The organism is Pseudochelatococcus lubricantis, from assembly GCF_042432495.1.
Classification (GTDB): Bacteria; Pseudomonadota; Alphaproteobacteria; order Rhizobiales; family Beijerinckiaceae; genus Pseudochelatococcus; species Pseudochelatococcus lubricantis.
In genome coordinates this window covers 231,733-244,743 of the sequence record NZ_JBHLXC010000001.1, presented here as the reverse complement: position 1 = coordinate 244,743, position 13,011 = coordinate 231,733, and the positions used below count along the sequence as shown (strand labels likewise).

Annotated in this window: 8 protein-coding genes; 5 read left to right on the top strand and 3 right to left on the bottom strand. The window is 68.1% G+C overall.

Going from position 1 to position 13,011, the window contains the following annotated elements; all coding sequences use genetic code 11:
• The first annotated feature begins 4 nt into the window (after nucleotides 1–4).
• Nucleotides 5–1,852, top strand: coding sequence for an ABC transporter ATP-binding protein (locus tag ACFFJ7_RS01000; protein WP_377590356.1), 1,848 nt, complete (start codon nucleotides 5–7; stop codon nucleotides 1,850–1,852).
• 198 nt (nucleotides 1,853–2,050) lie between these two features.
• Here ACFFJ7_RS01000 and ACFFJ7_RS00995 read toward each other — a convergent pair whose 3' ends face one another.
• Nucleotides 2,051–3,511 carry a protein adenylyltransferase SelO gene (locus tag ACFFJ7_RS00995; protein ID WP_377590354.1) on the bottom strand — a complete coding sequence of 487 codons (1,461 nt, stop codon included), beginning with the start codon at nucleotides 3,509–3,511 and terminating at the stop codon, nucleotides 2,051–2,053.
• A gap of 200 nt (nucleotides 3,512–3,711) precedes the next feature.
• On the opposite strand from ACFFJ7_RS00995, the gene ACFFJ7_RS00990 reads away from it, so the two are divergent.
• Nucleotides 3,712–4,902 carry a DUF3422 domain-containing protein gene (locus ACFFJ7_RS00990; RefSeq protein WP_166953797.1) on the top strand — a complete coding sequence of 397 codons (1,191 nt, stop codon included), beginning with the start codon at nucleotides 3,712–3,714 and terminating at the stop codon, nucleotides 4,900–4,902.
• Between the two features lie 15 nt (nucleotides 4,903–4,917).
• On the opposite strand, the gene putA is transcribed toward ACFFJ7_RS00990, so the two are convergent.
• The gene (gene putA / locus ACFFJ7_RS00985) at nucleotides 4,918–8,667 is read right to left on the bottom strand and encodes a trifunctional transcriptional regulator/proline dehydrogenase/L-glutamate gamma-semialdehyde dehydrogenase (protein ID WP_377590350.1); all 3,750 of its coding nucleotides are present in this window, start codon (nucleotides 8,665–8,667) and stop codon (nucleotides 4,918–4,920) included.
• A 129-nt stretch (nucleotides 8,668–8,796) separates the two neighbouring features.
• Between putA and ACFFJ7_RS00980 the strand changes: the two genes are divergently transcribed.
• From ACFFJ7_RS00980 to panC, 3 genes are all read left to right on the top strand, one after another.
• Nucleotides 8,797–9,267 carry an Lrp/AsnC ligand binding domain-containing protein gene (locus ACFFJ7_RS00980; protein ID WP_166953793.1) on the top strand — a complete coding sequence of 157 codons (471 nt, stop codon included), beginning with the start codon at nucleotides 8,797–8,799 and terminating at the stop codon, nucleotides 9,265–9,267.
• Nucleotides 9,268–9,371: 104 nt separating this feature from the next.
• Nucleotides 9,372–10,217, top strand: a complete 846-nt coding sequence (gene panB, locus ACFFJ7_RS00975; protein WP_166953791.1) for a 3-methyl-2-oxobutanoate hydroxymethyltransferase — start codon at nucleotides 9,372–9,374, stop codon at nucleotides 10,215–10,217.
• Nucleotides 10,214–11,074 (top strand): pantoate--beta-alanine ligase, encoded by an 861-nt coding sequence (panC, locus tag ACFFJ7_RS00970; RefSeq protein WP_377590347.1) that lies wholly within the window; start codon nucleotides 10,214–10,216, stop codon nucleotides 11,072–11,074. The genes panB and panC overlap by 4 nt, the downstream gene beginning before the upstream one ends.
• 23 nt (nucleotides 11,075–11,097) lie before the next feature.
• Here the strand turns inward: panC and ACFFJ7_RS00965 are convergent, their stop codons facing one another.
• Complete coding sequence (locus ACFFJ7_RS00965; RefSeq protein ID WP_377590345.1) at nucleotides 11,098–12,705, bottom strand: ABC transporter substrate-binding protein; 1,608 nt, start codon at nucleotides 12,703–12,705, stop codon at nucleotides 11,098–11,100.
• Nucleotides 12,706–13,011 lie beyond the last annotated feature (306 nt).

Below are 13,011 nucleotides of genomic sequence, written 5' to 3'. Positions count from 1 at the left end.
TCCCATGAGCGCCGCCGATCCCATGAGCGCCGCTGATCCCGTGAGCGCCGCGACGACCGCCTCCTCCGCGCCGCTGCTCGCCGTCGACAGCCTGTCGGTTTCGTTCGGTCCCGTCCATGCGCCGGTCAGCGCGACGCAGGGCATCTCGTTCACCGTGGAGCAGGGGCAGACGCTCGCCATCGTCGGCGAATCCGGCTCAGGTAAATCGGTGACGTCGCTTGCCATCATGCGCCTCATCGAGCGCGAGGGCGGCCGCATTGACAGCGGGCGCGTCCTCTTCCGCAAGGAGGACGGCGAGATCCTCGACCTCGCCGCCTGCTCCGAGGCAGCGATGCAGCGCATTCGCGGCAACCAGATCGCCATGATCTTCCAGGAGCCGATGACCTCGCTCAACCCGGTACTCACGCTCGGTGACCAGATCGCGGAAACCCTGATGCTGCACCGCCGCCTGTCCCGCACCGCCGCGCTCGCCGAGGCGCAGCGGCTGCTCGACCGCGTGCGCATGTCGGAGCCCGCGCGGCGGCTGACGCAATATCCGCACGAGATATCCGGCGGCATGCGCCAGCGGGTGATGATCGCCATGGCGCTTGCCTGCGCACCGAAGCTGCTGATCGCCGACGAGCCGACCACGGCGCTCGACGTCACCATCCAGGCCGGCATCCTCGACCTCATCCGCGATCTGCAGACGAGCGCGGGCACCGCCGTCATCTTCATCACGCACGACATGGGCGTGGTGGCGGAAATCGCCGACAACGTCGTCGTCATGCGGCAGGGGCGCATGGTGGAGACGGCGCCGACGCAGCGCCTGTTCGCCGCCCCCGCCAGCGCCTACGCGCGCCAGTTGCTGGCCGCCGTGCCCCGCCTCGGCGCGGGCGCACCGCGCTATGCCGCGCCCGCCGTCCCGGTGAAAATGGAAACGGCGGAACAGCCCGCCGACGCCCCCGTGCTCGATGTGCGCAACCTCGTGACGCGCTTTCCCGTGCGGGCCGGCATGCTGCGCCGGCTGGTGGCGCGCGTGCATGCGGTGGAGGACGTGAGCTTCACCCTGCGGCCCGGCGAAACGCTCGGCCTCGTCGGCGAATCCGGATCGGGCAAGTCCACCATCGGCCGCTCCGTGCTGAAACTGGTGGAGCCGCAGGAAGGAGCGATCGTGTTCCGCGGGCACGATCTTGCACCTCTCGACCGGCAGGCGATCCATCCCTATCGCCGGCACCTGCAGATGATTTTCCAGGACCCGTTCGCCAGCCTCAACCCGCGCATGTCGATCGCCGATCTGGTGACGGAACCGCTCGCCATCCATACCGGCATGAAGCCGCAGGAGCGCCGCGATGCCGCCGCCGCGCTGCTGGAGCGCGTGCGCCTCCCCGCCGACGCGATCGACCGCTATCCGCACCAGTTTTCCGGCGGCCAGCGGCAGCGCATCTGCATCGCCCGGGCGCTCGCCTCGCACCCCGCCGTCATCGTGGCGGACGAGCCCGTCTCGGCGCTCGACGTCTCGGTGCAGGCGGATGTACTTGCGCTGATGAAGGAACTGCAGCACGACTACGGCATCGCCTATCTGTTCATCTCCCACGACATGGCGGTGATCGAGAGCATGAGCCACCGCATGGCGGTGCTCGATCAGGGCCGGATCGTGGAAAGCGGCCCCACGGACGCCGTGCTGGCCGGGCCGGCGCACGGCTACACCCGGCAGTTGCTGGATTCGGTGCCCGTTCCGGATCCTGCACACCGCCGCATCCGCGCCCGCGGGCAGGAGCAGGAACGGAAAACACCGGTGCGCCCGCTGAACTATGCGCCGCCCCCGACGCGCTACAGGGACCTCGGCGGCGGCCATGTCGTGCTGGAGGGCTGAAGTAATTGCAACGAAAACGGAAACCATTTTTTCGTCAAAAATTGCTTTAGAAAATAAAAGATGGAATATTTTGCACTTTAGCGTGGCACATAAATAGTCAAGCGCGTGACATCCACCTCAAATCGCGCCGCAATTCTATACGTTTCTCGTAAGAAAACACTTATTATTCTTCATTTTATACGTCATAAGCACCGCTTCCTACGTGCCGCAGAACGTCTGTTGCACCACCTGCTCGGGGCGCGGCGGTTCGGCGTAGCGGGCATCTTGCGGCCGGTCGATGAAGGGCTCGGCGAGGACGTTGTGCAGCATGCGCGCGGGCGCGTCGTCACCCGCGTAGGCGGCGGCGATCGCCTCCTCGACGAGGTGGTTGCGCGGAATGAAGAGCGGATTGACGCTTTCGAGATGCCGCTGCAGGGCGGCCGGCTCGCGCCAGTCGCTGTCCGTGCGGCTTCGCCAGCGCGCGAGCCATGGCGCGAAGGCCGGCGTGCTGAAAATGCCGCCCCGCCCGCCGTCGCCCGTGAAAAGCGCGTCGGCGAGGCCGCGGAAGGTCAGCGTGTAGTCGGCCGCCGCCTCGCGCATGAGGGTTAACAGATCGCGGATCAGCGCACGGTCGTCGTCCTGCGCCGTCAGCAGCCCAAGCTTGCGGCGCATGACGGCAAGCCACGCCGCCTCGTAGAGGTCGGGGAAGCGGTCGATGGCGGCCTGCGCCTCGCGTTGCGCCGCCTCCGTGTCCGGCGCGAGCAGCGACATCAGCGCCTGCGCGAGGCGGGCGAGATTCCAGTAGACGATGCTCGGCTGATTGCCATAGGCATAGCGCCCGAAACTGTCGATGGAACTGAAGACGGCACCGGGGTCGAAGGCGTCCATGAAGGCGCACGGCCCATAGTCCAGCGTTTCCCCGGCGATGGAGGTGTTGTCGGTGTTCATCACGCCGTGGATGAAGCCGATGCCCATCCAGTCCGCGACGAGCCGGGCCTGCGCCGCGACTACCGCGTCGAGCAACGCGCGGTATGGGTTCTCCGCCTCCGCCGCGCCGGGATGCAGCCGCGCGATAGCGTGGTCGGCGAGCTGGCGCAGGCCGTCCTGATCGCCTATGGCGGCGAAGTACTGGAACGTCCCCACCCGGAGATGGCTGCTCGCCACCCGCGCGAGAACGGCGCCGGGCAACGGCACCTCGCGCATGACCGTGTCGCCGGTGGCGATGGCGGCGAGCGCGCGCGTTGTCGGGATGCCGAGACGGGCCATGGCCTCGCTGACGATGTACTCCCGCAGCACCGGGCCGAGCGCCGCACGCCCGTCGCCGCCGCGGGAAAATGGCGTGCGTCCCGAGCCTTTGAGGTGAATATCGTAGCTCCGGCCCGCCGTGCTCACCGCCTCCCCGAGCAGGAGGGCGCGCCCGTCGCCGAGGCGCGGCACCCATTGGCCGAACTGGTGGCCGGCATAGACCATGGCGAGCGGCTCCGCCCCCTCGGGAAGGATGGTCCCGCACAGCAGCGCGGCGATCTCGTCCGGCGTAAGGGACGCGGGATCGAAGCCGAGTTCCCCGGCCAGGCTTTCGTTGAAGAGCACGAGGCGCGGTGCCGGCATCCGCTGTGGCTGCTGGCGGCGGTAGAAGCGATCCGGCAATCGCGCATAGCTGTTGTCGAACGCAAAGGACATGGCAGCCTCCCGGATATCTGCAAGGCGCGACGGGACCGGCGCGACACACAGGATATCTGGTGACCGCAACGGCGCATGTCAGCCCCCCGCATGTAAAGTCGCGGACGTCCGCACCGGCGGACGTATAGCAAAGTTTCAATGTCGCCCGTGCATGATACACACTGTCCGAACGGCACTGAACGGGGGGAAGGTACGCCGACATGGATCCCATCGATTTCAACCGCGAGCTTCATGCGCGTCCATCCATCTATTTCGACGGACCGGCCCTCGTCTGCCACGCGGCCTACATGGGCGGCTCGGATGCCCATCCGCTTTATCACGAGCAGTCGGGCGGCATGAACGGGCGTCTCAGGCTGGCGCGCGAGATGCACGCCGAATTCCACACGCTGACGTCGGTCGTGGAACTCACGCACAACCCCTCCTCCTGGCCCGTGGCGCCGCGAGAAAGCCTTGAGGGCGTTACCAACGCCGGCACGGTGATGATGCGGGTGCAGATTCTCGTTCTCTCGGAAACGGAAGGCGAAGAAGCCGGAATCGATGCCGCCGCGCTGGAGCGCTTCGGCATGATCCAGCCGGTCGCGTCCACCGTCGGCGGGGGAGACGCGACGATCTATTCCGATTTCCGCGTTGACACCACCGGCTTCGGTCGCATCCTGCTCGTCAATCGCAGCCTCAACGCCTACCGCCTCGGCCGCATGGTGCGCAGGCTCTATGAGATCGAGACCTACCGCGCCATGGCGCTGCTCGGCCTGCCGCTGGCGCGCGAGGCCAGCGCCGCGCTGCCGCGCTTCGACGAGCGGCTGGTCGCTCTATCGGAGCAGAGCGTCGGTTCGTCGAAGACCGATCCGCGCGAGCTGCTCGACCGGCTGTCGGAGCTGTCTTCCGAGCTGTCGCGGACCATCGCCCGTGTGAGCCACCGTTTCGGCGCGACCCGCGCCTATGCCGAGATCGTCGAGGAACGCATCCGGGAACTGCGCGAGACGCGCGCGACCGGATTCCAGCGCTTCGGCACCTTCATCGACCGGCGCTTCCGCCCGGCGGTGCGCACCTGCGGGGCGACCGAACGGCGGCTGGACAAGCTCGCCGCCAATGTCGCGCAGCTCGTCAGCCTGCTCCAGACGCGGGTGCAGGTCGGCCTGCAGGAGCAGAACGTCCAGCGCCTGCAGGGCATGGAGGCGCGCACCGCCACCCAGATCAAGATCCAGAAGGCGGTGGAAGGACTTTCGGTCATCGCCATCACCTACTACGCGGCAAGCCTCGTCAAGCTGTCGCTGGAAGCGCTGGACCATTCCGAACTCGTCAGCACCGGGAGCTGGATGCTGGTCGCCCTGCCGATGACGCTGTTCGCCGTCATCGCCGCCGTGCTGATGGTGCGCCGCGCCCTGAAGTGACGCGCCGCTCCGGCATCAGCCGATCGCCATCAGCATCGCGTTGCCGCCGGCGGCGGCGGTGTTGATCGAGGTCGACACCTCCTCCACCAGCCAGTGGCCGCAATAGGCGTCCGGGTTGCTGGCCAGCACCTCGCCGGTCGCGGCCTGCACGGGCACGAGCGGCCCAGGCAGCGCGGCGATGGCGCGGACGAGCTGGCGCGTGCGCTTCGCGTCGCCCTCGATCAGCGCCCCCGCATAAGGGCAGGCGGACGGCACGTCGCGCGTCCACGAAAGCCGCGCGAGGACGCTTGCCGGCAGGTCCCGGAACGTGCTCTCCAGCCCGCTGGCCGCGTCCGCGACCACGCTGTCGCCGGCGGCAAGCGCGGCCGTCAACTGGCGGATGAAGCCGGTTTTCGTCTGCGGGACGACCAGAATCCGCCCGCGCGGATGCAGCGCGTAGAGGTTGCGCTCGCCGACCGGTCCTGGCAGTTCCAGTTCGAGCCCGGGCAGGGCACGTTCGCCGGCCTGGCGCGCGGCCGTCGCCTCTTCGGCCGCGCCCTTCGCCTCCAGCCATCCGGCGAAGTCCGCCAGCGCCGGATCGCTGCGCGTGCGCTGTCCGCGCGGCAGCTGCGGCGGCGTTGCGACGAGGCGTCCCAGATAGAGCGGCCCGCCCGCCTTCGGCCCGGTGCCCGACAGGCCGCGCCCGCCGAACGGCTGCACGCCCACGACAGCGCCGATGACGTTGCGGTTGATATACACGTTGCCGACCTTCACCCGCGCGGTGACGTGCGCGATAGTCTCGTCGAGGCGCGTGTGGAGGCCGAAGGTGAGGCCATAGCCGGTGGCGTTGATCGCGTCGATCACCCCATCGATGTCCTCGCGGCGATAGCGGAGCACGTGCAGGACGGGACCGAACACCTCGCGCGTCAACTGCGCCAGCGATCCGATCTCGATGATGGTCGGCGGCACGAAAGTGCCGTGCGCCGTCTCGCCGGCAAGGTCGATCTGCTCGATGGCGGCGCCGAGGCCGCGCATCCTTTCGATATGTGCCTCGATGGCCGCCCGCGCCTCTCCCGTGATGACCGGGCCGACATCGACGGCGAGCCTGTCGGTGCGGCCGATGGAGAGTTCGTGCAGCGCGCCCTTCAGCATCGCGAGCGTGCGCTCGGCAACCTCCTCCTGCAGGAAGAGCACCCGCAAGGCCGAACAGCGCTGGCCGGCGCTGTCGAAGGCGGAGGCGATGACATCGCCGACCACCTGTTCGGCGAGCGCCGACGAATCGACGATCATCGCGTTCTGCCCGCCCGTCTCCGCGATCAGCGGAATGGGCTTGCCCGCCGCCGACAGCCTTTCGGCGAGCTGTGCCTGGATGAGCCGCGCCACCTCCGTGGAGCCGGTGAACATCACGCCCTGCGTTTCGGGGGCCGCGACCAACGCCGCGCCCACGCGCCCGTCGCCGGGCAGAAACTGGAGCACGCCGCGCGGCACACCGGCCTCGTGCAGGATGCGCACGCCCTCGGCCGCGATCAGCGGCGTTTCCTCCGCCGGCTTCGCGAGCACCGGATTGCCGGCGGCGAGCGCGGCCGCGATCTGGCCGGTGAAGATGGCGAGCGGGAAATTCCACGGGCTGATGCAGACGACCGGGCCAAGTGGCTCCACTGCCGGTGCCCCTGCCGACGCATCGGCGGGCGTCAGGGTGCCGCGCGCCTGCTCGGCATAATAGCGCAGGAAGTCGATCGCCTCGCGCACTTCCGCGATGGCGTTCGGCATGGACTTTCCCGCCTCGCGGGCGATGAGCCCCAGCAGCACGGGCATGCGCGCCTGCATGATATCCGCCGCCCGGTCGAGCAGGGAGGCGCGCTCCGCGACAGGCATGCGCGCCCAACCCTCCGCCGCGCCGGCCGCAAGGGCGGTGGCGCGCGCCACATCCGCGTCGGACGTTTCGACCACCCGGCCGACGACATCGCGGCGGTCGCCGGGGTTGCGCACCTCCCGGGCCGTGCCGACGCCCGCGCCGTCCGCGAGCAGCGGCTCGGCCATCCAGCCGGCGGCAGCGCTCTCGCGCAGCACCCCCGCGAGTTCCGCGAGCGTCGTCTCGCTCGACAGGTCGAGGCCGGCGGAGTTCCTGCGGGAAGCGCCGAAAAGGTCGCCCGGCAGCACGATCAGCTCATGCCTTTCCCCTATGACAGGCAACGCCCTCGCCATGTCGGCGGGATCGGCGACGAGGTCCTGCACCGACACGGCCGGGTCCGCGATCCGGTTCACGAACGATGCGTTGGCGCCGTTTTCGAGCAGGCGGCGCACGAGATAGGCGAGCAGCGTCTCGTGCGTGCCGACCGGCGCATAAATGCGGGCCGGCCGGTCCAGCTTGTCCGCCCCGACGACCTCCTCATAGAGCGGTTCGCCCATGCCGTGCAGGCACTGAAACTCGTATTGGCCGACGCTGAACGGCTTGCCGGTCACCTCCTGCGCCAGATGGTAGACGGTGGCGAGCGTCTGTGCGTTGTGCGTCGCGAACTGCGGAAAGACGGCGTCCGTCGCGCCGAGCAGCTTGCGGGCGCAGGCGATATAGGACACATCGGTGTGGTTCTTGCGGGTGTAGACCGGGAAATCCGCGAGGCCGTCGACCTGCGCGCGCTTGATTTCGGCGTCCCAGTAGGCGCCCTTCACGAGGCGCACCATGACGCGCCGGCCGGCCCGGCGGGCGAGGTCGATGATATAGTCGAGCACGAAGGGGCAGCGCTTGCCGTAGGCCTGCACCACGAAGCCGATGCCCTCCCAGCCGGCGAGATCGGGATCGAGGGCGAGTTCCTCCAGCAGGTCGAGCGACGGCTCCAGCCGGTCGGCCTCCTCCGCATCGATGTTGAGGCCGATGTCGTAGCTTTTCGCCGAAAGCGCCAGCGCCTTCACCCGAGGCAGCAGCTCGCCCATCACGCGCTCCGCCTGCGCGCGGGAGTACCGCGGATGGAGCGCCGACAGCTTGATGGAAATGCCCGGCCCGGCATAGACGCCCCTGCCCGCCGAAGCCTTGCCGATGGCGTGGATGGCGGCCTCGTAGTCATCATGATAGCGCTGCGCGTCGGCGGCGGTGGTCGCAGCCTCGCCCAGCATGTCGTAGGAGTAGCGGAAGCCCTTTTCCTCCAGCCGGCGCGCGCGCTGCAGCGCTTCGTCGATGGTCTGGCCGGTGACGAACTGCTCGCCCATCAGCCGCATCGCCATGTCGACGCCGCGGCGGATGACAGGCTCGCCGCACCGCGCGATGAGCCGCGTCAGCGCGGAGGCGAGGCTGCCGTCGTTGACGGTGCCGACGAGCTTGCCGGTGACCACGAGCCCCCACGTCGCCGCGTTGACGAACAGCGACCGGCCGCCCCCCAGATGCGATCGCCAGTCGCCGGCGGCGATCTTGTCGCGGATGAGCGCGTCGCGCGTCGCCAGATCGGGAATGCGCAGCAACGCCTCGGCGAGGCACATCAGCGCCACGCCCTCCTGGCTGGAGAGCGCATATTCATGCACCAGCCCCTCGACGCCCGCGCCCCTGTGCTTGGCCCGCAGGGCCGTTATCAGCGTCGTCGCCGTCGCCGCGATGCGCCTGCGGGTTTCGTCACCGAGCGTCGCCGCCTCGACCAGTGGCGGAAGGCACTGCGTCTCCGGCCGCCGGCAGGCGTCCGTGATCGCGCGCCGCAAGGGCGTTTGCGGACGCAGGGCCGGCGCGAATGCCGCAAACACGCCCGGCACGGGTATCTCCGCGCCATTCACCGCTGCCGTGGCCTCCAGGATATTCGCCATGAAAGTGCAACCCGTCGTTGATGCCCCCGATCATGAAACGATACCATCGCCTGGCATTTCGTTCTCACTTGAATCAGGCATGAAAGAAGGTAATTTCACCATTGTTTCCTTCACCAACAGGCAAAATGAATGGCAAAATCCATCGATACGGCACAACTCGATCAGATCGACCGGAAAATCGTCGAGGCGCTGAGCGACGACGGGCGCCTGTCGATCACAGCGCTTTCGGCGCGCGTCGGCCTGTCGAAAACGCCCTGCCAGGCACGCCTGAAACGCCTGATCGACGAGGGTTACATCGTCGGTTTCCGCGCCGTCCTCAACCCGCACCGGTTCGGCGTCGACCACATCGCCTTCACGGAGGTGAAGCTCACCGACACGCGCGAGGCGGCGCTGCAGGAGTTCAACGCGGCGGTGCGCCGGATTCGCGAGATCGAGGAATGCCACATGATCGCGGGATCCTTCGACTACCTGCTGAAGGTGCGCACGACCAGCATCCGGACCTACCGGCTCGTGCTGGGCGAGAAGATATCGAGCCTGCCCCACGTGGCGAGCACATCGACCTACGTCGTCATGCAGGCCGTGAAGGAAAGCGGCATCTGACGCAGGGGATCGCCATCCGCGACCGGAAAGCGTGACAAGCGGCGCTGGTTTGATTATCTGGAACGAACGTCACAAATACGTCAACAAGGGGAGGTGCCAAGTTCATGAGTGCGACAAGCCAATCCCGGTGCCTGACGCCGCCCGATATCCGCGCGCGCAAGGGTGCGGCGCCCATCGTCTGCCTCACGGCCTATACGACGCCGGTGGCGCGGCTCGCCGACGCGCATTGCGACGTCGTGCTGGTGGGCGACAGCGTCGGCATGGTGCTGCATGGCCTGCCCTCCACGCTCGGGGTCACGCTCGACATGATGATCCTGCATGCGAAGGCGGTGCGGCGCGGCCTCAAGCGGGCGCTCATGGTGGTCGATCTGCCGTTCGGTTCGTATGAGGAAAGCCCGGCGCAGGCCTTCGCCTCCGCCGCCCGCGTCATGGCCGAGACGGATTGCGCCGCCGTCAAGCTCGAAGGCGGCGTCGACATGGCTGAAACCATGGCGTTTCTGGTGAAGCGCGGCATTCCCGTGATGGCGCACGTCGGGCTGACGCCCCAGTCGGTCAACGCCTTCGGCGGTTATACCGTGCAGGGCCGCGGCGGCGACGCGGAGCGTGTGCTGGCCGACGCGGCGGCGGCGGCGGAAGCCGGCGCTTTCGCCGTGGTGCTGGAGAAGATCACCGCCCCGCTCGCGCGGCGCATCACCGAAACCATCCCCGTGCCGACCATCGGCATCGGTGCGTCCGCCGCCTGCGACGGACAGATCCTCGTCGTGGACGACATGCTCGGCCTGTTCGCCGATTTCCGCCCGCGCTTCGTCAGGCGCTACGCGGAACTTGCCCGCGATGCCGAATGCGCCATGGCGGCCTATGCCGAGGACGTGCGCGCGCGCCGTTTCCCGGCGCCGGAACACAGCTTCGACGATATCCCGCAGACGCCTGCCGGCGGAGCCGTTCGATGAGCCTCGCCATTGTCCGCACCCCCGCCGATCTGCGCGCCGCCGTCCGGGCGTGGAAGGCGGCGGGCGACACCGTCGCCGTGGTGCCCACCATGGGGGCGCTGCACGCCGGGCATCTGGCGCTTGTAGCGGCGGCCCGGCGCGAGGCCGGGCGCGTCATCGTCACGCTGTTCGTCAATCCCCGGCAGTTCAACAGCGCGGGCGACCTGGCCGCCTATCCGCGCACGGAGGAGGAGGATGCCGCAAAGCTCGCGCCGCTCGGCGTCGACCTGCTCTATGCGCCGGGCGTCGAGGCGATGTATCCGCCCGGTTTCGCCACCACGATATCGGTCGCGGGCGTCAGCGAGGGATTGTGCGGAGCACACCGGCCCGGCCATTTCGACGGCATGGCGACCGTCGTCGCCAAACTGCTGCTGCAAACCGGGGCGGACGTCGCGCTATTCGGCGAGAAGGACTACCAGCAGCTTCAGGTGATCCGCCGGCTGACGCGCGATCTCGACCTGCCGGTGCGCATCGTCGCCTGCCCGACAGTACGCGAGGCCGACGGACTCGCGATGTCGTCACGAAACCTGCGTCTCGATGCGCAACAGCGTGCGGCCGCGCCGGCGCTGGCGCGCGTATTGTCCGCCACGGCGGCGGAGATCGCCGCCGGCGCCACGCTTTCGCGGCTGCGCGCCGATGCCGGACATGCGCTCGCCGAGGCGGGCTTCGGGCCGGTCGAGTATCTCGAACTGCGCGCGGAGGACGATTTTTCCGTCGTGGACGACGCCTCCCGGCCGGCAAGGCTGCTCGCCGCCGCCTGGCTCGGCGATGTGCGCCTCATCGACAACGTGCCCGTGCGGGCAATTCCGCGACCCTGAGGAAGGGGCCGCGCCTGCCCCTGTCACGCGCCGGGATCGATCCAGATGTCGCCGAAGCTCCAGTTGATGCCCTGCCCGCCGGTGACGAAATTCTTCACCTTCCGGTTGGCAACGATCTGGCTGCCCGGGACGATAAGGTCGACCGACGCGGCCTCGTCGTGGATGATGTTCTGGAAGCGCACCCAAAGCTCCCGGCGCTTCGCCTCGTCAACCTCGATGGCGGCGGCCTCCAGCAGCGCGTCGACTTCGGGGTTGCTGTATCCCGCCGCGTTGGAGAAGGGCACGCCCTTCTTGATGTTGCGGCTCCAGTAGGCGCGCTGGACGCCGAGCGTCGGGTCGAAAAGATTGGACAGCGACTCGATCGTGAGGTCGAAATTGCGCTCGCCGTAGACCGTCCTCAGATAGGTCGGCAGATCGAGCCTGACGATCTCGGCCTCGATTCCGACGGTTCGCAGCGCGTTGCTGATGAAATCGGCATAGTTCGGCGCCAGGAAGGTGTTGTAGAGCAGCCGCACGGGGAACCGGAAGCCCTTCGCGCCGCGCGGATAGCCCGCCTCGTCGAGCAGGCGCTCCGCCGCCGCCGGATCGAACGGATGCTGGCGGATGCCGGCGTCGTGGAACTTGCTCAGCGTCACCGCGATCGGGCTCGGCGAAACAAGGCCCGTTCCATAGGTGACCACGTCGACGAAGGCTTTCAGGTCGATGGACTTCGCCACCGCCAGCCGCACCCGCCGGTCCTTCCAGATGTCCCGGTCGAAGTTGAAGAAAAGCTGCTGCTGCTGGCCGGCATAGGCATAGATCTTTTCATCGACGACCAGATCGGGGTTCTGCTTGAGGCGCCCGAGGTCCGTGAGGGCGACGGGGTTGGCGCCGATGTCGACCTCGCCCGTTTCGAGGGCGGCGGCGCGTGCGGCGGGATCGGTGATGATGCGCAGCACCAGCCGGTCGAGATAGGGCTTGCCTTCGTCCCAGTAATCGGGATTGCGGTCGAAGATCAGGTGGCTTCCCGGCACCCACTCCACAAGCTTGAACGGCCCAGTCCCGATCGCCGTCGCAAGCGTCTGGCCCTGCTGCAGCGGCAACGCTTCAAAGACATGCTTGGGAACGATGGGCGATTCCGAGCTTGACAGCGCCGTGATGAGATAGGGCGCGGGCTTCGACAGCACGACGATGGCCGTGTGCGGGTCCGGCGTCTCGACCGCCACCAGATTCTGGTAGGTGATACTGCCGCGCGGGTGCGCCTCCTTGAGGCGGAAGATGGAAAAGGCCACGTCCGCCGACGTGAAATCCTTCCCGTCGTGCCAGCGCACTCCCTGACGCAGCTTGAAGGTATAGCGCAGCCCGTCGCCGCTCACCGACCAGTCCGTTGCGAGAAGCGGCACGGGGTTGAGGTCGTAATCGAAGGTGAACAGTCCTTCGACGACCTTCGGGCCGATGGCCTGCCCGGTGCCCGAGGACGTATTGATGGCGAAAAGCGCGGAACCGGGCTCCAGCGTGTAGGCCCATTTGAGCGTCCCGCCCCGGATCGGGACATCGCTCCGCGCCTGCCCCGGCCCGGGCCGGAACAGGCCGAAGCCCGCGAGGCTGGTCGCGAGCAACAGTCGATTGAAGCGACGGCGGGAAATCGTCATGATCCGGGGGCTCCTCTGAATGCGGCCGGGGTGAGTGCGGCGAAGGCCGGAACGCGCCGTTGCTGTCATCAGCGGGCGCGCCGGTCACCATCATCCGGCCAGGCGCAGGCGCATGAAAGAATGTTTTTCTGCGCCCGCGAGAAAGAAAGGCTTCTCCGGCAGGCGGTATCGGCTGCCCGGCAAACGTCGCCCGCCGGGATGACACAGCCGCCGGAGAGCCCGTGAGGCGTTATGCCCCGGTTGCTTCGGGAGGACATCAGCCGCATCATCGTCGAATGGCTCCGCAGACGCCGGAGGACACGGGCG